General features: G+C 67.0%; 21 protein-coding genes. 10 read left to right on the top strand and 11 right to left on the bottom strand.

All coding sequences use genetic code 11. The features are described 5' to 3' along the window. Positions 1–5: 5 nt before the first annotated feature. The 3 genes from G6N27_RS10350 to mca are packed head-to-tail and all read right to left on the bottom strand — an operon-like array spanning position 6 to position 3,126. Positions 6–2,003: a thioredoxin domain-containing protein gene (locus G6N27_RS10350; RefSeq protein ID WP_163776253.1), complete on the bottom strand. Its 1,998-nt coding sequence runs from the start codon at positions 2,001–2,003 to the stop codon at positions 6–8. After that, positions 2,000–2,254, bottom strand: a complete 255-nt coding sequence (locus G6N27_RS10355) for a hypothetical protein (RefSeq protein WP_163781621.1) — start codon at positions 2,252–2,254, stop codon at positions 2,000–2,002. The genes G6N27_RS10350 and G6N27_RS10355 overlap by 4 nt, the downstream gene beginning before the upstream one ends. Before the next feature lie 5 nt (positions 2,255–2,259). After that, complete coding sequence (mca, locus tag G6N27_RS10360; protein WP_163776254.1) at positions 2,260–3,126, bottom strand: mycothiol conjugate amidase Mca; 867 nt, start codon at positions 3,124–3,126, stop codon at positions 2,260–2,262. 104 nt (positions 3,127–3,230) lie between these two features. Here mca and G6N27_RS10365 point away from each other — a divergent pair, with 104 nt between their 5' ends. The 3 genes from G6N27_RS10365 (at position 3,231) to G6N27_RS10375 (ending at position 6,137) form a co-directional block, all read left to right on the top strand. Next, on the top strand, positions 3,231–3,662 hold the full coding sequence (locus G6N27_RS10365; protein ID WP_163776255.1) for a DUF4307 domain-containing protein: 432 nt from the start codon (positions 3,231–3,233) through the stop codon (positions 3,660–3,662). Between the two features lie 245 nt (positions 3,663–3,907). Continuing rightward, complete coding sequence (gene greA / locus G6N27_RS10370) at positions 3,908–4,402, top strand: transcription elongation factor GreA (protein WP_163776256.1); 495 nt, start codon at positions 3,908–3,910, stop codon at positions 4,400–4,402. 220 nt (positions 4,403–4,622) lie between these two features. Further along, positions 4,623–6,137, top strand: coding sequence for a hypothetical protein (locus tag G6N27_RS10375; protein ID WP_163776257.1), 1,515 nt, complete (start codon positions 4,623–4,625; stop codon positions 6,135–6,137). A gap of 10 nt (positions 6,138–6,147) precedes the next feature. On the opposite strand, the gene G6N27_RS10380 is transcribed toward G6N27_RS10375, so the two are convergent. From G6N27_RS10380 to G6N27_RS10395, 4 genes are all read right to left on the bottom strand, one after another. Continuing rightward, the gene (locus tag G6N27_RS10380) at positions 6,148–7,302 is read right to left on the bottom strand and encodes a cystathionine gamma-synthase (RefSeq protein WP_163776258.1); all 1,155 of its coding nucleotides are present in this window, start codon (positions 7,300–7,302) and stop codon (positions 6,148–6,150) included. Between the two features lie 465 nt (positions 7,303–7,767). Further along, positions 7,768–8,406, bottom strand: coding sequence for an RDD family protein (locus G6N27_RS10385; protein WP_163776259.1), 639 nt, complete (start codon positions 8,404–8,406; stop codon positions 7,768–7,770). Between the two features lie 64 nt (positions 8,407–8,470). Continuing rightward, a complete protein-coding gene (locus G6N27_RS10390; protein WP_163776260.1) occupies positions 8,471–9,865 on the bottom strand; it encodes a cystathionine beta-synthase in 1,395 nt (464 codons plus the stop codon). Between the two features lie 104 nt (positions 9,866–9,969). After that, complete coding sequence (locus G6N27_RS10395) at positions 9,970–11,022, bottom strand: alpha/beta hydrolase fold domain-containing protein (protein WP_163776261.1); 1,053 nt, start codon at positions 11,020–11,022, stop codon at positions 9,970–9,972. A gap of 221 nt (positions 11,023–11,243) precedes the next feature. On the opposite strand from G6N27_RS10395, the gene G6N27_RS10400 reads away from it, so the two are divergent. Beyond that, a complete protein-coding gene (locus tag G6N27_RS10400) occupies positions 11,244–12,185 on the top strand; it encodes an SGNH/GDSL hydrolase family protein (protein WP_179963392.1) in 942 nt (313 codons plus the stop codon). Between the two features lie 70 nt (positions 12,186–12,255). Then, positions 12,256–13,473, top strand: a complete 1,218-nt coding sequence (locus tag G6N27_RS10405) for an acetyl-CoA C-acetyltransferase (RefSeq protein WP_163776263.1) — start codon at positions 12,256–12,258, stop codon at positions 13,471–13,473. Between the two features lie 54 nt (positions 13,474–13,527). On the opposite strand, the gene G6N27_RS10410 is transcribed toward G6N27_RS10405, so the two are convergent. Further along, positions 13,528–14,382 carry an endonuclease domain-containing protein gene (locus G6N27_RS10410; protein WP_163776264.1) on the bottom strand — a complete coding sequence of 285 codons (855 nt, stop codon included), beginning with the start codon at positions 14,380–14,382 and terminating at the stop codon, positions 13,528–13,530. A 147-nt stretch (positions 14,383–14,529) separates the two neighbouring features. Beyond that, positions 14,530–15,381, bottom strand: coding sequence for a Bax inhibitor-1/YccA family protein (locus G6N27_RS10415; protein WP_163776265.1), 852 nt, complete (start codon positions 15,379–15,381; stop codon positions 14,530–14,532). Between the two features lie 175 nt (positions 15,382–15,556). On the opposite strand from G6N27_RS10415, the gene G6N27_RS10420 reads away from it, so the two are divergent. The 4 genes from G6N27_RS10420 to G6N27_RS10435 all read left to right on the top strand — a co-directional run bounded on the left by G6N27_RS10420 (position 15,557) and on the right by G6N27_RS10435 (position 19,483). Continuing rightward, complete coding sequence (locus G6N27_RS10420; RefSeq protein ID WP_163776266.1) at positions 15,557–16,594, top strand: enoyl-CoA hydratase/isomerase family protein; 1,038 nt, start codon at positions 15,557–15,559, stop codon at positions 16,592–16,594. Positions 16,595–16,605: 11 nt separating this feature from the next. Beyond that, positions 16,606–17,379: an enoyl-CoA hydratase gene (locus tag G6N27_RS10425; protein ID WP_163776267.1), complete on the top strand. Its 774-nt coding sequence runs from the start codon at positions 16,606–16,608 to the stop codon at positions 17,377–17,379. A gap of 9 nt (positions 17,380–17,388) precedes the next feature. Next, the gene (locus G6N27_RS10430; RefSeq protein WP_163776268.1) at positions 17,389–19,083 is read left to right on the top strand and encodes an alpha/beta hydrolase; all 1,695 of its coding nucleotides are present in this window, start codon (positions 17,389–17,391) and stop codon (positions 19,081–19,083) included. A gap of 112 nt (positions 19,084–19,195) precedes the next feature. Then, positions 19,196–19,483 (top strand): hypothetical protein, encoded by a 288-nt coding sequence (locus G6N27_RS10435; protein ID WP_163776269.1) that lies wholly within the window; start codon positions 19,196–19,198, stop codon positions 19,481–19,483. Here the strand turns inward: G6N27_RS10435 and G6N27_RS10440 are convergent. Then, positions 19,480–19,866 carry a rhodanese-like domain-containing protein gene (locus G6N27_RS10440; RefSeq protein ID WP_163776270.1) on the bottom strand — a complete coding sequence of 129 codons (387 nt, stop codon included), beginning with the start codon at positions 19,864–19,866 and terminating at the stop codon, positions 19,480–19,482. The genes G6N27_RS10435 and G6N27_RS10440 overlap by 4 nt on opposite strands. Continuing rightward, positions 19,863–20,444: a cysteine dioxygenase gene (locus G6N27_RS10445; RefSeq protein WP_163776271.1), complete on the bottom strand. Its 582-nt coding sequence runs from the start codon at positions 20,442–20,444 to the stop codon at positions 19,863–19,865. The genes G6N27_RS10440 and G6N27_RS10445 overlap by 4 nt, the downstream gene beginning before the upstream one ends. Positions 20,445–20,615: 171 nt before the next feature. Between G6N27_RS10445 and G6N27_RS10450 the strand changes: the two genes are divergently transcribed. After that, positions 20,616–21,044 (top strand): lipoprotein LpqV, encoded by a 429-nt coding sequence (locus G6N27_RS10450; RefSeq protein WP_163776272.1) that lies wholly within the window; start codon positions 20,616–20,618, stop codon positions 21,042–21,044. Positions 21,045–21,115: the final 71 nt, after the last annotated feature.

The following is a 21,115-nucleotide window of genomic DNA, read 5'->3' on the forward strand; positions in this document are numbered from 1 at the left end:
GCACGCTACCGGGCGGGTTTGACCGCCACTGATGCCGCCAAGGCTTCCGCGCTCGTCACCGGCAGATCGCACACCTGGCCGCGGCACACGTAGGCCGCATCGCCACCATCGATCCGGTCGCGGCCGACCAGCAGCTTCGAGGAGTCCACGGCGCCGCCGACGACGAGCGCCCCGCCGGGCGCCAGCCGGCGCGCACTGGCCAGCAGCGACGAGCTTCCGTCAGCGCACGCGACGGCGATCTGCAACGGCCCGCGCACAGCGGCTTCGGCGACGGCGAGCCAGTGCCCCGCCGAGCGCGGCGCGCGGGCCAGTAGTACCGAATGCGCCTGCAGCGTGGCGGAGGCCGCTCGCGTGTAACGCTCCGCGCCGGTCAGACATCCCGCGGTCAGCAACGCCTCGGCCATCGACGAGGCGCCCGACGGGGTGGCGCCGTCATACGGGTCGGCAGGCCTCAGCACCAGCTGCTCGCCGTCGTCTGCGCTGTCGAACCAGTGACCCGGCCGGTCTCGATCGGCAAAGTGCGCCAACGCGATATCGAGCAACCCGGTGGCGATGGTCAACCAGGCATCGTTGGAGGTCCGCTGATAAAGCGCGAGCAGACCGGTGGCGAGCATTGCGTGGTCTTCCAGGATCGCCGCGCTCTCGCCGACCCGTCCGCCGAGGCTGGCGCGACGCAGCCGGCCGTCCACCATGTGCAACCGCAACAGCGCCGCCGCGCAATGCGCTGCGGCGTCGGGTAATTCGGGCGAATCCAACGCGATTCCGGCCTCGACCAGCGCGGTGATCGCCAACCCGTTCCAGGCGGTGACGACCTTGTCGTCGCGATCCGGCTGAGGTCGCGTCCGCCTGGCGCTCAGCAGCGCGGTCCGGACCCGATCGAATCGCTCCGAGTCGTCCGAATCGCCGGATCGCTGCAGCACCGACGCGCCGGCTTCGAACGTGCCGGCCGCTGTCACGCCGAAAAACGAAGCGGCCCAACGCCCGTCGTCGCCGCCAAGCACATCGGTCAGCTGCGCGGGCGTCCACACATAGGTGGAGCCTTCGCTGCCGTCGGCGTCAGCGTCCAGCGACGAGGTGAACATGTCGCCCGCCCGCAACTCTTCGAGCAAGAAGCCCGCGGTCTCGGCGGCGACCCGTCGCGCCAACGGATCGCCGGTGCGGCGGGCCCAGTGCGCATAGGCCCGCAACAGCAGCGCATTGTCGTACAGCATCTTCTCGAAATGCGGTACCAACCAAGCATCGTCGACGCTGTAGCGGGCGAAACCCCCGGCCAGCTGGTCGTACATTCCGCCGCGGGCCATGGCGACACCGGTACGGCTGACCGCATCCAGCGACTGCGCTGAGCCGGTCCGTTCCCAGTGCCGCAGCAACGCTTCCAGCAACGCTGACGGCGGGAATTTCGGTGCGCCGCGGAAGCCGCCGTGAACGGTGTCCTCGTCTCGCAGGACCGCGGCCACGGCGTGGTCACAGAGCGCGGGGCCCACCGGCGGGCTTTGGCCGGGCAATACGGCGGCCGTCGTGCGCAGTTCGCCGGCGATCTGATCGGACGACTGCTCGACCTCGTCACGACGATCCCGCCAGGTGCTCGACACCGCCGAAAGTAGCTGCAGGAAACCGTCTTTCGGGTAAAACGTACCGCAGAAGAACGGTCGCCCGTCGGGCGTCAGGAAGCACGTCATCGGCCAACCGCCCTGCCCGGTGAGCGCGACAGTGGCTTTCATGTAGACCGCGTCGATGTCGGGACGTTCTTCGCGATCGACCTTGATGCAGACGAAGTCGGCGTTCATCGCGGCGGCGACCTCGTCGTCCTCGAACGACTCGTGCGCCATCACATGGCACCAGTGGCAGGCGGCGTAGCCGATCGACAGCAGGATCGGCACGTCGCGCTGCGCGGCTTCGGCCAGTGCCTGCGGCGACCACTGCTGCCAGTGCACCGGGTTGTCGGCGTGCTGGCGAAGGTAGGGGCTGGCGGCCCCGGCGAGCTGGTTTCCCGCCGGACTCACGGGCGCGGCTCGTGCGGCGGCTGGTCGATCGTTCCGTCGTCGACAGCCTGATCGGGCTCGGGGTGTTGCGGGTCGAAAGACTCCGGCAGCTTCTTGAGGTGCCGGTTCATCGAGCGGACCAGGAACAGCACGCCGATCAGTAGCAGCACCACCACCAGCAACCCGAACGGGCTGGCTTTGCCGAAGTCCGGCCCGCTGTTATGCGGCCCGCCCTCGGCGAGCAGCGCCCACGCGGCCATGTGAACGTGCATCACGGCTATGCCTCGATTCCGGCGAACAGATCGGTTTCCGGAAGACGCACCGGAATGCGCGAGCGAGCGAGCTCGAATTCCTCAGTCGGCCAGAGCCGCTGCTGCCACTCGATCGGTGCGGCGAAGAAGTCGCCCTTGGGATCGATCTGGGTGGCATGCGCCCGCAGCGCGTCGTCACGTTGGCTGAAGTACGCCGAGCACTCGATCTTGGTGGTCACCCGACCGGCGAAGACGTCGTGCGACGGATCCCAATGCTTCAGCCATTTTTCGAACGGCCCGGTCTCCCCGCGCTTGGCGAACTCGTCTTGCAGCATCTGCATCCGCTGACGCAGGAACCCGTGGTTGTAGTACAGCTTGGCCACCGACCACACCGGCCCGGCGTCCGGGAAGCGCCGGTGGTCGGCGGCCGCCTCGTACGCCGCGACCGAAACCTGATGACAACGGATGTGATCGGGATGCGGGTATCCGCCGTTCTCGTCGTAGGTCGTCATCACATGCGGCCGGAATTCGCGCACCACCTTCACCAGCGCCTCGGTGGACACCTCCAACGGCGTCAGCGCGAAGCAGTCCTCCGGCAGGGGTGGCGGCGGATCTCCCATCGGCAGCCCGGAATCGACGAAACCCAACCAGGTGTGTTCGACGCCCAGAATCTCCGCGGCCTTGGCCATCTCGTCGCGGCGGACGTCGGCGATGCGCCCGTGCACTTCGGGCAGGTCCATCGCCGGGTTGAGGATGTCACCGCGTTCGCCGCCGGTCAGGGTGACCACCAGCACGCGGTGGCCCTCGTCCGAGTAGCGGGCAAGGGTGGCGGCGCCCTTACTGGACTCGTCGTCCGGGTGGGCGTGCACCGCCATCAACCGCAGCTCGCTCACGTGCTCCCTGACTATCCGCTGTTCTTGGGCCCTATAGTTCCAGGTCTAATAGTTCCATCCCGGCCGCCGGGTCCCGAAACCCCCGGCACCGAACCCACCACACCATGACCGAACGTTCACAGCCGCCGCCGCAGTCCCGCTATGGACGTGTCCGGCCGGTCCGCCCGTCCCGGCGCTGGTTCGTCGCGCTGTCTGTCACGGTGGTCGCGGTCGGGGTCGCGCTGGCTGTCATCGGTTATCGATCACTGGGCCGCAGCGACGTCGAGGGCACGCTCGGCGGCTATCAGTTGGTCGACAACCAGACCGTGTCAGTAACGATCAGCGTGACGCGAACCGACCCGTCGCGGCCGGTCGACTGCATCGTGCGGGTGCGCGCGAAAGACGGCAGCGAGACGGGCCGACGTGAAGTGCTGGTTCCGCCGTCGACTCAGACAACAGTGCAGGTGACGGCGATCGTGAAGTCCAGCAAGCCGCCGATGGTCGGCGACATCTACGGCTGCGGCACAGACGTTCCCGGCTACCTTCGCGCGCCCTGACGCGGGCCGGCTCTGGCAAACACCGGCCTGCGGAAAATGTCCTCGGCATCCGCAGCAGAGGTGTAGGATCGTCGGATGCACGGTTCCGGCTGGGACCGTGTATTGCTGCATTAGCGGCCAGATCCGCCGCGCAGGGGGTACACCCGACTACTGGGGTCGGCAGTACAGGTGTGGACCCGCCCGCAGCAGCCCGACAACTGCCGGGGCGGATACCGCCTGACCGACACCACAAGGAGCACGACGAGATGACGGACACCCAAGTGACCTGGTTGACCCAGGAATCACACGATCGACTGAAGGCCGAGCTCGATCAGTTGATCGCGAATCGTCCGGTCATCGCCGCGGAGATCAACGACCGCCGCGAGGAGGGCGACCTCCGCGAGAACGGTGGCTACCACGCTGCACGCGAAGAGCAGGGCCAGCAAGAGGCCCGCATCCGCCAGTTGCAGGACCTACTGAACAACGCCAAGGTCGGCGAGGTGCCCAAGCAGTCGGGCATTGCGCTGCCCGGCTCGGTGGTGAAGGTCTACTACGACGGCGACAAGTCCGACACCGAGACGTTCCTGATCGGTACCCGCGAGCAGGCCGTCAACGACGGCAAGCTCGAGGTCTACTCGCCGAACTCACCGCTGGGCGGCGCCCTGATCGACGCCAAAGAGGGCGAGACCCGCAGCTACACCGTGCCCAACGGCAACACCGTCAAGGTCACGCTGGTCAGCGCGGAGCCGTACCACTCCTGATCGGGTAGTGGGCCGGGAACGCTGCCCGTTCTCGTACTGGGACGTTCAAGGATTCGATTGTCGTGGGCATCCGCCCGCATCGTGCACGAGTAGCGGCCTTGTCGCGCGCGTGTGATGAGCCGATAGCGCCGAAAGTTGAGTAGTCCGCTACTGGTGCTGGTGCGAGAGCACGCGCCATACGCTCGCGAAATCACTCGAACGCACCCCCCGGGAACCGGCAATGACCACGACAATCAGCAACCCCGACACGACGTCTGCCGCGCGAGCCTCCGAGTACGAAGCTGATACTCCCGGACACGCCGGCATCCCACTGGCGCTGCGCGCTCTGCTCGCCGGCTACACCGATGCGCTGGACAGCGTCGACGATGCGCCGGTCCTCACTTGGGTGAAGCCCGAAAACTCAAGGCTGCCAAGCTGGCTGGCGTTTCCAGCCCTACGCTATTTTGTGTCCACCCTTTTCGTGCGTTACCTGTATCGACGCGTCGACGCCCTCAAATCCGGCGTGATGATGCTGGGCGTTGTGACCGGCGCTGCGGACGAACAACGCGGCAACCTCGAGATGCTCGAGCAATTCGAACAGTCGCTGCCCCCAAGGCGACGACTGGCACTCTTCGTGGCGCCGGGATTGATGGTGGTCCTGGCCGTTGCCTATCTACTGGCATGGTTGTGCCACGCCGGCTACCGCAATCTGCTCGGAGATCTCATGGCCGCCGCTATCAGCGTCAGCCGGTCCGCCGCAATCGCTGCCTTTCAAAATGCCTACCGCCTGGCGGTGTTACAACACCCGCTCGAAGCTTACTTTTTCGCGGGGGCGGCGATGATCGTTGCCTGGTCGGCTGTTGTGGCGATCCTGCCACTGCTTCCTGCGTTCTACGTCGTCCGCCGCAAGAAAGCACAGCTGGCCGACCTGGAAAACAGCGCATTCAGCGCCGTCGGCGCTCGCACCGTCCACGACGTCGAACTCGACCTGATTGTCCGCCTGCTCCTGATTCCGGCAGTCGCCCTGCTCGGTGTCGCAGCAGTGACGCAAGCCGTGACACAGTTCCTCGCAACACATTCGGTGAATTCGGCCAGCGTACTGATCGGCGCCATCGCCGTCGCGCTGACGATGCTCGCCGGAATCGAGTTGGGCGCCTGCTATCACGAACGCCGTAACGGCACCGCTCATTGCCGTAGTCGTGCCACCCGAATTTCGTTCGCCGTGGTGACCGTCTTGTCGGCGAGTCTCTTCGTCAGCCTTCCGATCTGGGAACGAATCCACAACCGCGAGAACAACTTCTGGCAACGCGAGGTCGCGACGTACCCGCCTAAGCCCGACGACAGCGACCACGCACGGGGCTGGCTCACCAATCAGTTGTCTTTTCTGGTGACGAACATCCAGCAAGATGTGCAATGCGTCGAACCACACGGGCTACTCATCGACCACCCGCAGTATCTACGGTTCGACCTCGAAGTGTGGTCGGACGTCGATCAATTCGCCAACCCCGCCACCGCACACGCGCTGGCGCTGCCGCACTGGAGTGTTCGCGATACGCACGGGAATTCCACGGGGAGCCTCTACCTGCACGCGAAGTGCGGTCGCGGCACCGAGGCGATCTCCGAACCGATTGTCGCCGGTGCCCACACCAGTACGGCTTTGGTCGTGAGCGCACCCAGCGATGCTGCCGTTCTGCGGCTGGACGTCCCCAGTTACCGCGGCGTGTGGGAATGGCACATCCCGCCGGCTGCAGGGTGATGCCAACCGATCAACCCAGCGCCTGTTCGAGATCGGCGATCAGGTCGGCGAGGTCTTCGATGCCCACCGAGAGCCGGACCAGATCGTCGGGAACCTCCAACTGGGAACCGGCCGTCGACGCGTGGGTCATGGCGCCGGGATACTCGATCAGCGACTCCACGCCGCCGAGCGACTCGGCCAGAATGAACAACCGGGTGTTGGCGCACAACGTTTCGGCCGCACGTCGTCCACCCTTCATCCGCATCGACACCATGCCGCCGAAACCGCGCATCTGCCGCGCGGCGATCTGGTGGCCCGGATGGTCGGCCAGACCCGGATACAGCACGGTGTCCACCGAGGCATGCCCGGTCAGGAATTCGGCTATCGCAGCGGCGTTTTCGCTGTGCCGTTCCATCCGCAGCACCAACGTCTTCAAGCCGCGCATGGTCAGGTAGGCGTCGAACGGGCCGGGCACAGCGCCGGCCCCGTTCTGCAGGAAGGCGAAGGCCTCGTCCAGTTCGGCATCGTTGGTGATCAGCGCGCCGCCCACGACGTCGGAATGTCCGCCGATGTACTTCGTCGTCGAGTGCAACACGATGTCAGCGCCGAGCGTCAGCGGCTGCTGCAGGGCTGGCGATGCAAACGTGTTGTCCACCAACACTATTGCTGAGCTGTCCGCACCAATCTGGGCAATGCCGGCGATGTCGGCGATCGACAGCAGCGGGTTGGTGGGCGTTTCCACCCAGATCAGCTTGGTGCTCGGCGTGACAGCCGCACGGACCGCGTCGAGATCGGACAGCGCGACCGGGGTGTGCTGCACACCCCACTGCGTGAAGACCTTGTCGATCAGCCGGAACGTTCCGCCGTAGGCGTCGTCAGGGATCACCACGTGATCGCCGGGACGCAGCACCGCGCGCAGCGCGCAATCACCGGCCGCCATGCCGGAGCCGAACGCGCGGCCGAACCTGCCGTCTTCGACCGCCGCCAGCGCGGTTTCCAGCGCGACCCGGGTGGGGTTGCCGGTACGGGCGTATTCGAATCCGCCGCGCAGACCGCCGACCCCGTCCTGGGCGAAGGTGCTACTGGCATAGATCGGCGTGTTGACCGCTCCGGTCTGCGGATCGGGCCGGTAGCCGGCGTGGATGGCCTTGGTGGCAAGTCCGGCTGCTTCGAAGTGTTTGCTCATCGACGATCAGCCTAGCCATCCGATCAGGTCGCACCGAACGGCGCAAAGTTAGGTCAATCGCCCCATGCGCACGCAGCCTGCGGGAGAGCAGAATCGCAGATTTATGAGGCGATTGATTGTAGGTGCCGCAACGGCTGTCCTGCTGTGCGGCAATGTCGCGGGAGTGGTCGGTTCGGCTCTCGCCGGGGCCCGCCCCGGCCCGGCGCCGCAGTCTTGGCCGGGCTGTCCTCCAGATCACCCGGAAGGACCGTGCCGCTGGTGCCCCGGCGATCCTCCGGTGCAGACGGGCAACCTCCGAGTGGACCCGGTCCGCTGGGACGCAACCGTGTGTCACACCTACTGGTACGTCGGAGGTGGGGGCAACGTCGCCCGGACCATCTGGGAGGGCGACCAGCCCCCGCCGCCGGCTCCGCCGCCGCCGGGCCTGAATTTCTGCCCAATCCCGCCGTGGTGTCCGTGAGCTGACTACGCCTCGGCCGTCCGGTCGATCGACAGGCACACCGTGGCCATGATCTTGTCGGCCAGCGTTTGACGCTTGGCGTCCCAGAGCGGAAACAGGTAGCCGATGTAGAAGATCGCGGCGTCGACCGCGTGAGCGATCTCGCGCAGCACGGACAACCCGAAACCGATTGGCTTGCCGGTGTTTTCGCTCACGACCTGGAATCTCAGCAGCGACTTGCCGACGCTCGATCCGGTGGTGCCCTGCCGGTAGCCGAGATTCCAGATCAGGTAACCCAGCGCGAGCAACGCCGCAACCCACATCACCGCCACGCCCAGCGACGACGGGCCGACCGAGCAGATCTGGTCGATGGTGTGCGGGGTGACATCGGTCAGGCAGACACTCTCGACGGAGTTCTGCAGGACCAGGAACCCGACGCCGACGATGAGCGCGACGGGCAGGTGGTCGATGACGTACGCAGCGACCCGGGTGATCCACGGCGTGTAGGACTCGGTGGCCAGACCCCGGAGCACCGGCCCGGGCGGCGGGGGCGCGTATCCGCCCGACGGCGGAGGCGGTGGCGGATAACCACCACCCCCCAGCGGTGGCGGCGGCGGGGGCGGCATGTGAGCCTCGCCGGGCGGAGGTGGGATGTGGTCGGTCATACGTGGCTTTCCCTCTGCACAGTGATATTTGCTACTCGAACTAATTTGCCCGCGACGCGTCCGGCTACTTGCGGGGCGCGCCGTCGGATAGGAAGCCCAGCAAGTCGTACCGGGTGATCACCCCGACCGGTTTGCCTTCCTCGACAACCATCACGGCGTCCAGGTCCCGCAACGTCTTGGCCAGCGCACTGACCTGTTCACCGGCACCGATGATCGGCAGCGGCGGGCTCATGTGCATGCCCACGGCGTCGGCCAGGCTGGCGCGGCCCTCGAAGACGGCCGACAGCAGTTCGCGTTCAGAGACGCTGCCCGCCACCTCGCCGGCCATCACCGGCGGCTCGGCGCCGACGACCGGCATCTGCGACACCCCGTACTCGCGGAGAATGCCGATCGCGTCGCGGACCGTCTCCGACGGATGGGTGTGCACCAGGTCGGGTAGATGACCGGACTTTCCGCGCAGCACGTCGCCGACCGTGGGCTGCTCGATCGAGCCGTCCAGCCTGGTGCGCAGGAAACCGTAGGACGACATCCAGGCGTCGTTGAAGATTTTCGACAGGTAGCCACGGCCGCCGTCCGGCAGCAGCACGACGATCAGCGCGTCCGGCCCGGCCTGCTCGGCCACCTTCAGGGCCGCCACCACCGCCATTCCGCACGAGCCGCCGACCAGCATGGCCTCCTCGCGGGCCAGTCGCCGGGTCATGTTGAACGAGTCGGAGTCGGTGACCGCGATGATCTCGTCGGGCACGGCCCGGTCATAGGCCGCGGGCCAGAAGTCCTCGCCGACGCCCTCCACCAGATAGGGCCGGCCGGTGCCGCCGGAGTACACCGAACCTTCGGGGTCGGCGCCCACGACCTTCACCCGGCCGTTCGAGACGTCCTTCAGGTAGCGGCCCGCGCCGGTGATCGTTCCGCCGGTGCCGATGCCGGCGACGAAGTGGGTGACCTGACCGTCGGTGTCGGCCCAGATCTCCGGACCGGTGGTTTCGTAGTGGCTGGCCGGGCCTTGGGGGTTGGAGTACTGGTCGGGCTTCCAGGCGCCGTCGATCTCACCGACCAACCGGTCGGAGACGCTGTAGTAGCTGTCCGGGTGCTCGGGTGGCACCGCCGTCGGGCACACCACCACCTCCGCGCCGTAGGCCCGCAGCACATTCTGCTTGTCCTCGCTGACCTTGTCGGGGCAGACGAACACGCACCGGTAGCCGCGACGCTGGGCGACCAGAGCAAGGCCGACGCCGGTGTTCCCCGACGTCGGCTCGACGATGGTGCCGCCCGGTTTGAGCTCTCCGCTGGCCTCGGCGGCGTCGATCATCTTCACCGCGATCCGGTCTTTGCTGCTCAAACCCGGGTTGAGGTATTCGACCTTCGCGACGACCCGGCCGGACCCCGGCGGCACAACCGAGTTCAGCTGAACCAGTGGAGTGTTTCCGATGATTTCACTGATGTGCTGCGCGATCCGCATGCGTAGATCGTCTCAGGTGCCGCCCGCCCGATGACGATGCGGGCCGCATTGCGGCCCGCGGAGGAGGCGGGCCATGAGCCGCGACCTCGCGCAGCCCGTCTCGCTTAGCCGGTCGCTTCGCGGATGTACTCGCCGATCTGGCGCAGCGACCGCTCGGCCTCGGGCACGATCGGCGCGGCGAGCTGGAAGTCGTGAATCTGCCCGGGCCAGACCCGAACCTCGGTGGGCACTCCGGCGGCGGCGAGGGCCCGAGCCGCGGCGCGCGCGTCGTGCAGCAGCACCTCCGAGCCCGATACGTGGATCAAGGTCCGGGGCAGTCCCGGCTCGACGTGGTCGAGCGGCTCATAGAGCTGCTCCGGTTTGCCGTCGACGACATGCTTGCGCGCGGCCTTGGCGACCAGGGTGAACAACGCGTCAAATGCCTTGGCGGGGAACATCGCATCGGTGTTGATGTTCGGATGCGCTTGCTTGGGCTCCTTGGCCAGCTGCAGCAGCGGCGAGATCGCGACCAGCGCCGCCGGCTCCTCGTCGGCCTGCTGAAGGCGTTGTGCCAGAGCGAGAGCCAGGTAGCCGCCGGCCGAGTCGCCGGCCAGCACGATCTGCTCCGGGGAGTATCCGCGCTGCCGCAGCCATCGGTAGCCATCGTGACAGTCGTCCAGCGCCATGCCGACGGAGTGCTTCGGGATCAGCCGGTAGTTGACCACCAGCACCGGAGCGTCGGCGAATTTCGACAGCGAGTTGACGATTCGGCTGTGCGAGTTGGCCCCACAGGTCAGGAAGGCGCCACCGTGCAGGTAGAGCACTACCCGGCGGTTGCCGTCCGCCGGCAGCACGCCGGGCGCGCGCACCAGTTGTGCGGTGGCGTGCGGCAACCCGACGGTCTTGCGGACGGTGCCGGGGCGGGGCAGCAGCGCCCGGGCAGCGAAGTCGATGACGCCGAACGGAAAAGGGACGTGCGGGATGTGGCTGACGATGCCCAGGGCCGGACGGATGGTCAGCCGGCAGGCCAGCGACGCGGCCATCCCGGGAAGACTGGGTCCACTTTCGACGACCTCGACGGGCACCCCGTCGCTGGCTGGAAATCGACGGGCCCGCAGCACATCGCGGGTGCGAATTGCGGCCCGGGGCGAGCCCGAAACCTTGCTCGGTGCAGTCATGCCAACACTCCTACGTCGTTGTAGTCCTGTCGACGAGGCGTCATGGCGCTCAGCCAACCTCGAGAACTTAGCTTGACACTGTAAAGATGTTCAACAATCAAAGAGTCTGATTTGATACCCAATTTGATCCGACCCGTGATCGCGCAGGTGACCGGCGTCGGAAAGGTCGACGATCCGCAACATAAACTGTTCGCGTGGTACGACGCGCACCGCGGGGTTCGATGGTTGCGCTGGCCGCGGCAGGCGCGCTGGCATCGACCGGCACAGCCTATGTAGGGGCACGAAACCTGCTGATCAGCCAGGCGGAGAAGGCCCGCAGCCTCATCCCGAAGTCGTGGGACGTCCCGCCGCGGGCCGACGGCGTGTACGTCGCGGGCGGCGGTCCGGTGCAGCGCTGGCAACGGGGGATGCCCGTCGACCTGCACCTGATGATCTTCGGGGACTCGACGGCCACCGGGTACGGCTGCCGCAGCGCTGACGAGGTTCCCGGCGTGCTGATCGCCCGCGGGCTGGCCGAACAGAGCGGGAAACGAGTCCGGTTGAGCACCAAGGCGATCGTCGGTGCGACGTCCAAGGGATTGTCCGGGCAGGTCGACGCGATGTTCGTGGCCGGACCGCCGCCCGATGCCGCCGTCATCCTGATCGGCGCCAACGACGTCACGAAGCTGAACGGCATCGGCGCCTCGTCGCGCCGGCTGGGCGAAGCGGTGCGACGGCTGCGAGCCAGCGGCGCGGAGGTCGTCGTCGCCACATGCCCCGATTTCGGTGTGGTGAAGGCGATTCCGCAGCCGCTGCGATGGACGGTGCGCACCCTGGGACTACGACTCGCCCGGGCCCAGGCCGGCGCGGTCCGGTCCGCCGGCGGCGTGCCGGTGCCGCTGGCCTCGCTGGTCAACGACGAGTTTCGGCATTCGCCGCATCTGATGCTGTCCGACGACCAGTTCCATCCGTCGGCGGCCGGATACGCGCTGGCCGCAAGCCAGCTGCTGCCGGCGTTGTGCAGCAGCCTCGGCGACTGGCCCGACGCGCCGACGCCCGCGCTGCCGTCGTCGTCGGCCACCGAGGCCGGCCCTGGTTTCACGTTGCTCCGAGTGATCTCCCGGCTGTGGCGACGCCCGACGACCGGGGTGCCCGCGCCGATCGTCGTCAACGCCTCCGGCTAGGCCGTTTACCGGCCTGCTCCACGACGCGACTAGATTCGGGGCCGAGTCATTCGCAGAAGATGGAGTCGTCATGCCGGAAGCCGTCATCGTTTCAACAGCCCGTTCGCCCATCGGGCGCGCCATGAAGGGGTCGCTGGTCAGCATTCGGCCCGACGACCTGGCCACGCAGATGGTGCGCGCCGCACTCGACAAGGTCGAGGCGCTCAGCCCGCACCAGATCGACGACCTGATCCTGGGCTGCGGTCTGCCCGGCGGTGAGCAGGGCTTCAACATGGCCCGCGTCGTCGCCATCGAGCTCGGCTACGACTTCCTGCCCGGTACCACCGTCAACCGGTACTGTTCGTCGTCGCTGCAGACCATCCGGATGGCTTTCCACGCCATCAAGGCCGGCGAGGGCGACGCCTTCATCTCGGCCGGCGTCGAGACCGTGTCCCGGTTCGCCAAGGGCAACTCGGACTCGTTGCCGGACACCAAGAACCCGCTCTTCGACGAGGCCGCGCAGCGCACTGCGACGGCCGCCGAGGGCGCGACGGACTGGCACGACCCCCGCAAAGACCACAACATCCCCGACGTCTACATCGCGATGGGTCAGACCGCCGAGAACGTCGCGATCATGACCGGGATCAGCCGCGAAGACCAGGACCACTGGGGTGTGCGAAGCCAGAACCGGGCCGAGGAAGCGATCAAGAGCGGCTTCTTCGAGCGTGAGATCGTGCCGGTCACCCTGCCCGACGGCAGCACGGTCAGCACCGACGACGGCCCACGTCCGGGCACCACCTACGAGAAGATCAGCGAGCTCAAGCCGGTCTTCCGTCCCAACGGCACCGTCACCGCCGGCAACGCCTGCCCGCTGAACGACGGCGCCGCCGCGGTGGTGATCACCAGCGACACCAAGGCCAAGGAACTCGGCCTCAAGCCGCTGGCCCGCATCGTGTCCACCGGCGTCAGCGGGCTGTCCCCGGAGATCATGGGCCTGGGTCCGATCGAGGCGAGCAAGATGGCCCTGCAGCGGGCGGGCCTGTCGGTCAAGGACATCGACCTGTTCGAGATCAACGAGGCGTTCGCGGTGCAGGTGCTCGGCTCGGCCCGCGAGTTGGGCATCGACGAGGACAAGCTGAACGTCTCCGGCGGCGCGATCGCCCTCGGCCACCCGTTCGGCATGACCGGTGCGCGCATCGCCACCACGCTGCTCAACAACTTGCAGACCCACGACAAGACGTTCGGCCTCGAGACCATGTGCGTAGGCGGTGGCCAGGGCATGGCGTTGATCATCGAACGGCTCAGCTGACTTTGCGGCGTTGACCCTGCGTCTACGGCGGCAGAGTACGAGTGACGTGCGCCGTCAGCGCAGAGTCAACGCGTTCCACGCATTCTGAACTCTCCGGACGACGTCGCCCGGACGATGCTGCGAGACCACTCTGACAACCGTCCAGCCCAGCCCGGCGACGTGTTCCTGGCGGGCCACATCGTGCGCGTATTGCCGCGGATCGGTCCAATGCTGCGCGCCGTCGTATTCGACGGCGAGCTGGATTTCCTCCCAACCCATGTCGAGGAAATAGCGGGGGAAGCCGTCGGCATCCGGCACCGGAATCTGTGTCCGCGGCTTTGGGAACCCCGAAGCGATCAACAGCATCCGCAGCCACGTTTCCTTCGGTGATTGCGCTCCCCCGTCAACAAGATTCAGCGCCACCTCCAATTGACGCAGACCACGCGAACGACAATGGTTGCCGGCCAACTCTTCGACATGTCGCACTTTGAAGTCGGTTGCGGCACAAAGGGAGTCAAGACCGGCGACTGCTTGGCCCACGGTGCCGCGCCTCCCGATGTCGAAGGCGGTGCGCTCCGGTGTCGTGACGAAAAGACCGTCGCGCTGCTGAATCTCCTCGCTGGAAAGCAACTCGTCGCGCGTGACGACGCCGTGAGGCGCCCGTGCATTGCGCCAGATCAATTCGACTGGCGTGTCGTCGTCGACCCACTTGCTTCCGTGCAGCGCAGCCGCGGCGGCTCCGGCGATGACCGCTTCCCTCCGCGACCACAGCCACGCGCCTGCGGTGCGCTGCCGCAGCGACGGCTGCACACGTTTGTCGATGTAGACGTTGGGCATGATCGCGCGGTGGTAGGTGCGCAGCTCATGCCGACTGAGTTGGCCCGCGGCAAGTGCTTCACTGCCGATGAAGGGTTCATGACGGGGCCTCATGCGGGCATGGTGACACCGTGGACCGACACCGCCGTTGACTCTGCGGCTGCGGCGGCAGAGTACGAGTGACATGCGCCGTCAGCGCAGAGTCAACGCAAAAACGAAAAAGCCGGCGCGTTGCATACGCGCCGGCTTTTCGTTGTGCAGCTAGTCGTTCTGGAAGTAACTGAGCAGCCGCAGGATCTCGATGTAGAGCCAGACCAGCGTCACGGTCAGGCCCAATGCGATGCCCCACGCGGCCTTGGCCGGGGCTCCGGCGCGGATCATCTGGTCAGCCGCGTCGAAGTCGACCAGGAAGCTGAACGCCGCGATGCCGATGCAGACCAGCGAGAAGATGATGGCGACCGGACCACCGCTGCGCAGTCCCATGCCCTCGCCGTGGCCGACGCCGAACATCGCCAGCACCAGGTTGCCCAGCATCAGAGCCAGCACGCCGAACATGCTGGCTACCAGCATCCGGGTGAACTTCGGGGTGACGCGGATGGCACCGGTCTTGTAGACCACGAGCATGCCCGCGAACACGCCGAAGGTGCCCAGAATCGCCTGCCCGATCATCGTGCCTGCGCTGGTGTTGGAGACCGTGAAGTGGGCCAGCAGGAAGGAAAACGCCCCGAGGAACAGCCCCTCCAGAGCCGCGTAGCTCAGGACGAGCACCGGGCTGTCCTGCTTGCGCGCGAAGGTCCCGATCAGCACGAGCGCCAGACCGCCGAACGCGCCGACGAACGTGAACGGGGCGGCCAGCGCCATGTTGCCCGCCACCATGAAGTAGGAGACGGTGGCAACAACCGACAGCACCGCCAGGGTGATACCGGTCTTGGTGACGACGTCGTCGATGGTCAGCGGGCGGGAAACACCGGCCCGCTGGTCGGTGTAGGGGGCATAGGGATCCGTCTGATGCCCGTATTGAGTCGCGGCTCCCGCGACGCCACTGCCAAACTGCGCGTATCCGCCGCGCTGCTTGGGCAGCGAGCGAAATACCGGGTTGCTAGTCTCCCGCACCGTCGGTTCCTCTCCTGAGCTGTGACTTCGAGCTTGCGAATACATCGACAACGAACAACAGTCCGGCCGGGTTCCCGGCCGGGCGCCATCCTGCCAAGACCTTACCCGCGAGCGTCGTGATGCGGGTAACGATCTAGATTGCTGGTCAAGTCCACGTCGAGGGGAGAACACGCGAGTGACGGACGAATCCGGCGAGGTCTTCGGCCACGTCGACAACGGTGTCGGCTTCGTGACGCTCAATCGCCCGAAGGCGATCAACTCGCTGAATCAGACCATGATCGACGAGCTCAGCGTCGTCCTCGCGGCGTGGGAGCAGGACGCCACGGTCGGCGCGGTGGTGCTGTCCGGGGCCGGGGAGCGCGGGTTGTGCGCGGGCGGCGACGTGGTGGCGATCTACCACAGCGCACGCGCCGACGGCGTCGAGGCGAGACGGTTCTGGCACGACGAGTACCTCCTGAACGCCAAGATCGGCCGCTTCCCCAAGCCGTACGTGTCGCTGATGGACGGCATCGTGATGGGCGGCGGCGTGGGGGTGGGCGCACACGCCAACACCCGGGTGGTGACCGACACGTCGAAGGTGGCCATGCCGGAGGTCGGGATCGGCTTCATCCCGGACGTCGGCGGCGCCTACCTGCTCTCGCGGGCACCGGGAGCGTTGGGCCTGCACGCCGCGCTCACCGGCGCGCCGTTCTCCGGCGCCGACGCGATCGCGCTGGGTTTTGCCGACCACTACGTGCCGCATGACAAGCTGGACGAGCTGCGCCAAGCGATCGCCGCCGACGGCGTCGCGCAGGCGATCGCCACCCACGCCATCGAGCCACCAGCCAGTGCGCTTGCCGCGCAACGGGATTGGATCGACGAGTGCTATGCCGGCGACACCGTTGCCGACATCGTCACGGCGCTGCGGAAACACGGCGCGGGGCCCGCCGACGACGCCGCCGATCTGATCGAAACCCGCTCCCCCATCGCGCTGTCGGTGACGCTGGAGGCGGTGCGCCGCGCCGCGAAGCTGGACTCACTGGAAGACGTTCTGGCCCAAGACTATCGGGTGTCGTCGGCGTCGCTGCGCTCGCACGATCTGGTGGAGGGCATCCGCGCCCAACTGGTCGATAAGGACCGCAACCCGAAGTGGTCGCCGGTTTCGCTGGCCGCGGTCACCGCAGCGGACATCGAGGCGTACTTCGCACCCGTCGAAGACGAACTGACGTTCTAAGAGGAGAGCACATGAGTTACGAGACCATCCTGGTCGAGCGCGAGGATCGCGTCGGCATCATCACGCTGAACCGGCCCAAGGCACTCAACGCGCTCAACAGCCAGGTGATGCACGAAGTCACCGCCGCAGCAGCCGAATTCGACGGCGACACCGGCATCGGGGCGATCATCATCACCGGTTCGGCGAAAGCGTTCGCTGCCGGCGCCGACATCAAGGAGATGTCCAGCCTGTCCTTCGCCGACGCGTTCGACGCCGACTTCTTCGCGCCGTGGGGCAAGCTGGCCGCGGTGCGGACGCCGACGATCGCGGCGGTGGCCGGCCATGCGCTCGGCGGTGGCTGCGAACTCGCGATGATGTGCGATCTGCTGATCGCCGCCGACACAGCCAAATTCGGCCAGCCCGAGATCAAGCTCGGCGTGCTGCCGGGCATGGGCGGCTCGCAGCGACTGACCCGGGCCATCGGCAAGGCCAAAGCGATGGACCTGATCCTGACCGGACGCACCATCGGCGCCGAAGAGGCCGAGCGCAGCGGACTGGTCTCCCGGGTGGTACCCGCAGACGACCTGCTGACCGAGGCCAAGGCCGTCGCCACCACCATTTCGCAGATGTCGCGCTCGGCTTCCCGGATGGCCAAGGAGGCGGTCAACCGCGCCTTCGAATCCACCTTGGCCGAGGGTCTGCTATACGAACGTCGGCTGTTCCATTCGACTTTCGCGACAGACGATCAGTCCGAAGGCATGGCCGCGTTCGTCGAGAAGCGGGCGCCGAACTTCACCCACCGCTAGCGAGCCACGGTGACCGCGCCCGCCGACCAGACCACCGCCCCGGAGGAACCCACCCGGGCCGCCGGTCCAGAAGCATGGTGGGTGCGGCACTACACCTTCACCGGCACCGCGACCGGGCTGGTGTTCATCTGGTTGTCGATGACGCCGTCGCTGTTGCCGCGCGGGCCGTTGTTCCAAGGTTTGGTCAGCGGCTTCGCCGGAGCGTTCGGTTATTCCATCGGGGTTTTCGCGGTTTGGCTGGTCCGTTTCATGCTGTCGCGCGACTCCAGCCCGCCGGCACCGCGAGCCGCGTGGCTGGTGCTGATCGGCGTCGGCGCGGTGAGCATGGTCGCGATGGTGGTCTGGTTTCACGTCTGGCAGGACCGGGTGCGCGACTTGATGGGAGTCAAACACCTGGTACCGCTGGACTATCCGTTGAGCGCCGCGTTGTCGTTGATCGTGTTGTTCGGTGTCGTCGAAACCGGCCAGCTCCTTCGACGGCTGGTGCACTTTCTGGATCTGCGCTTGGATCGCTTCGCGCCGCCACGGGTTTCGGCCGTCATCGTGGTCTCGTTGTTGGTGGCGCTGACCATCGCGTTGCTCAACGGCGTGGTGGTGAAGTTCGCGATGCGCACCATGAACAACACCTTCGCGTCGGTGAACAACGAAATGGATCCCGACACCGCCGCGCCCAAGACCACCCTGCGTTCCGGTGGGCCGCAATCTCTGGTGTCGTGGGAATCGCTGGGACACCAGGGACGCATCTTCATCAAGGGCGGACCCACCGTCGCTCAGCTCACCGCGTTCAACGGTGCCCCGGCGACCGAGCCGATCCGCGCCTACGCGGGACTGAATACCGCAGACGGCATCACCGCGGCCGCCGAAATGGCTGCGCGAGAGTTGCAGCGCACGGGCGGATTACGTCGCGCCGTCGTCGCGGTGGGCACCACCACCGGTACCGGGTGGATCAACGAGGCGGAAGCCGACGCACTGGAGTACATGTACAACGGCAACACCGCGGTCGTGAGCATGCAGTACTCGTTCCTGCCCAGCTGGCTGTCATTCCTGGTGGACAAGGAGAACGCCCGCCAGGCCGGCCAGGCGTTGTTCGAAGCGGTCGACCGACTGGTGCGACAGCTGCCAGAAGCCCAGCGCCCCAAGATCGTTGTGTTCGGCGAAAGCCTCGGCTCGTTCGGCGGCGAGGCCCCGTTCATGAGTCTCAACAACGTGCTGGCCCGCACCGACGGTGCGCTGTTCTCCGGGCCGACGTTCAAGAACACCATCTGGACCGATCTGACCGCGACCCGCGACCGCGGAAGCCCGGAGTGGCTTCCGATTTACGACCGCGGCCACTACGCCCGCTTTGTGGCACGGCCCGTCGATTTGAATCGCCCTGATCCGCAGTGGAATTCGCCACGGGTGGTATATCTGCAGCACGCCTCTGATCCGATCGCGTGGTGGAATCCCGGCTTGTTGTTCCGCAAACCGGACTGGCTCAGCGAAAAGCGGGGCTATGACGTGCTTCCCGAGACCGAATGGGTTCCGGTAGTGACGTTTCTGCAGGTTTCGGCCGACATGGCGGTGGCGACCGATGTCCCCCAGGGCCATGGCCATGTGTATGTCGCCGACGTCGCCGACGGGTGGGCGGCGGTGCTGCGGCCGCCGGGCTGGACGCCGGACAAGACCGCCAGGCTGCGCCCGATGCTGCGCGCCAGCGATGGCTAACGCCAGATGAACGGGCGCTGTGAGTGAGCCAAGGGTTGGCGCGGATACCTAGCACCGCGATCAGTCAAGTGGCAATATCTCCGTCATCGGATCCCATGAAGGGGAGTGATCGATGACCTGGACTATTCCATCGGGAGTGGGCCGCGCTGTGACCAAGGTCGCGGCGGCAGGCGTTCTTTTTGCCTCGCCCGTCGCCGCGCTCGGTGGACCGGCGTTCGCGGCGACTGGCTTCGCCGACACACCGAACGTGCTGCCGGCGGCGCCGCCGGCAGATCCGCCTCCTGCGCCTGCGCCCCCTGCGCCTCCCGGGCACGGCGAGTACTACAACCCCCAGGACTACAACGACTGGTACAACATGGGCTCCGACGGTGGAGGTGGCGGAGGCGGAGGCGGCGGCTAAGTCGCTGCCAGCGCTCCGGCGGCGGCCAGCGCCTTGAAGCCGCCGACGACGTCTGTCGCGCGGTGCAGCCCCAGGTCCTGCAGCGCAACCGCGGCCAGACTCGACGTGTAGCCCTCCGAACAGAGCACCACCCATTCCACGTCGTCGCTGACGGCTTGGGGCAGTCGGGCTTCGCTGGTCGGGTCGCAGCGCCACTCCAGCACGTTACGTTCGATGACGATCGCCCGCAGCGACTCGGGCACCTCCCCCTCCTTCGCTCGTTGGCCCTGCGGTCGGATGTCGACCAGCAACGCGCCGCGCCGCACCGCCGCGGGCACGTCTTCGGCGGCCAGACGGTGCAACCGGGTACGTGCCGTGTCCAGGATCTGATCGATGCGGCTCATAGATTCTCCGGTTGGTCGGTCAACTCGGTTCGCTGCCGGCGCAGCCGCTGCTCGGCGGTGACCTCGTAGTACGACATCACGGTCAGCGGAGGCGAATACGCGTGCACGCTCAGCGACGGCCCCCGGATGTCGGTCAGCGACGAAGAACGCGGACCTGTCGGCGCCCACACCACGTCATGCACCCAGCCCAGCGGGAACGCGGCCTGATCCCCGGCTTTCAACCGTCGGCAGCGCAATCTTTCACCGTCCCAACGGAATTCGTCCAGTGACCCGGACAGTAAGGTCAGTGCGCCCAGCGACCCGCCGTGGTCGTGCAATTCGGTGCGGTGCCCGGGCACCCAGCTGATCAGCCAGACGTCGACCTCGTCGTCGCCGTGCAGCCGGGCGAACCACCGGTCGTCGGTGGGCACACCGCCCGGCGGGACCACATGGTCGTAACGGCCCCGCAGGACGTCGTCGGCGGTTCGGTCCGTGATGTGCAACAGGTCGGCGAGCCGCAGCCGGGTGGGACCGGGAACCGATCGCAGCGCAGGCGGGCCGGACCGCGCAGGGGCGGAAACCAGGTTGGCGGAAACCATTCAGGAATCTCCAAAGCGAACGGGCGAAGGATGGGGACGGCGGCATGGGCCCTATCTCCCGGCTCCTCCGCAGGCCGTTGCGGCCCGCATCGTCGCCGAGGTCAGGGCCGACAACACTCCCAAAACCCGGTTCGCAGCATCACGGCCGCCAGTGTTGCATAGATTGACCGCATGCGGTCGGCCCCTCGTCGTCTCCTGGTCTGGGGCGCGGTCGCCGTGATCGGTGCCGCGCCGGGCTGCTCGACCGGCGGGAAGAACGCCCCGTCGGCCGCCGTAACGTCCGCGGCCGGGCTGACCGCTGCCGCTCCGGCACGGCCCGGCACCGTCTCGCTGTCACCTGCCGGCGTCACGACCAAGATCGACGTGCCCGCGCACTCGACCGAAGAGGAGTACTTCCAGGCCTGTCACGCGGCGTCTATCTGGATGAAGGGTCATCCGGCCGACCGCCGGCTGCTGGTCGAGACCTACTTGGCCGCGGTGCAGAAGCCGGGTGCCGTAGGTCCGGGCACCTGGAACACCCCTTGGGCGGCGCTGTCGCTGCCGCAACAGGCCGGGGTGATCGTCGCGGCCAAAGCGGCCGCCAACGACGAGTGCGGTTGAGCGCCCGCGCTGCCGGCACCGCAATTCGGATCACGGTTGAGAAAACCCGGTCGCCACCCGCCAAGATGGAC

Origin of the sequence: Mycobacterium cookii (assembly GCF_010727945.1) — a bacterium.
Taxonomy (GTDB): Bacteria; Actinomycetota; Actinomycetes; order Mycobacteriales; family Mycobacteriaceae; genus Mycobacterium; species Mycobacterium cookii.

Coding starts and splice junctions, on each gene's coding strand:
- G6N27_RS10355 (WP_163781621.1), bottom strand. CDS start 2,254: ATGCACGTTCACATGGCCGCGTGGGCGCTGCTCGCCGAGGGCGGGCCG.
- G6N27_RS10365 (WP_163776255.1), top strand. CDS start 3,231: ATGACCGAACGTTCACAGCCGCCGCCGCAGTCCCGCTATGGACGTGTC.
- greA (WP_163776256.1), top strand. CDS start 3,908: ATGACGGACACCCAAGTGACCTGGTTGACCCAGGAATCACACGATCGA.
- G6N27_RS10375 (WP_163776257.1), top strand. CDS start 4,623: ATGACCACGACAATCAGCAACCCCGACACGACGTCTGCCGCGCGAGCC.
- G6N27_RS10380 (WP_163776258.1), bottom strand. CDS start 7,302: ATGAGCAAACACTTCGAAGCAGCCGGACTTGCCACCAAGGCCATCCAC.
- G6N27_RS10385 (WP_163776259.1), bottom strand. CDS start 8,406: ATGACCGACCACATCCCACCTCCGCCCGGCGAGGCTCACATGCCGCCC.
- G6N27_RS10390 (WP_163776260.1), bottom strand. CDS start 9,865: ATGCGGATCGCGCAGCACATCAGTGAAATCATCGGAAACACTCCACTG.
- G6N27_RS10395 (WP_163776261.1), bottom strand. CDS start 11,022: ATGACTGCACCGAGCAAGGTTTCGGGCTCGCCCCGGGCCGCAATTCGC.
- G6N27_RS10400 (WP_179963392.1), top strand. CDS start 11,244: ATGGTTGCGCTGGCCGCGGCAGGCGCGCTGGCATCGACCGGCACAGCC.
- G6N27_RS10405 (WP_163776263.1), top strand. CDS start 12,256: ATGCCGGAAGCCGTCATCGTTTCAACAGCCCGTTCGCCCATCGGGCGC.
- G6N27_RS10410 (WP_163776264.1), bottom strand. CDS start 14,382: ATGAGGCCCCGTCATGAACCCTTCATCGGCAGTGAAGCACTTGCCGCG.
- G6N27_RS10425 (WP_163776267.1), top strand. CDS start 16,606: ATGAGTTACGAGACCATCCTGGTCGAGCGCGAGGATCGCGTCGGCATC.
- G6N27_RS10435 (WP_163776269.1), top strand. CDS start 19,196: ATGACCTGGACTATTCCATCGGGAGTGGGCCGCGCTGTGACCAAGGTC.
- G6N27_RS10440 (WP_163776270.1), bottom strand. CDS start 19,866: ATGAGCCGCATCGATCAGATCCTGGACACGGCACGTACCCGGTTGCAC.
- G6N27_RS10445 (WP_163776271.1), bottom strand. CDS start 20,444: ATGGTTTCCGCCAACCTGGTTTCCGCCCCTGCGCGGTCCGGCCCGCCT.
- G6N27_RS10450 (WP_163776272.1), top strand. CDS start 20,616: ATGCGGTCGGCCCCTCGTCGTCTCCTGGTCTGGGGCGCGGTCGCCGTG.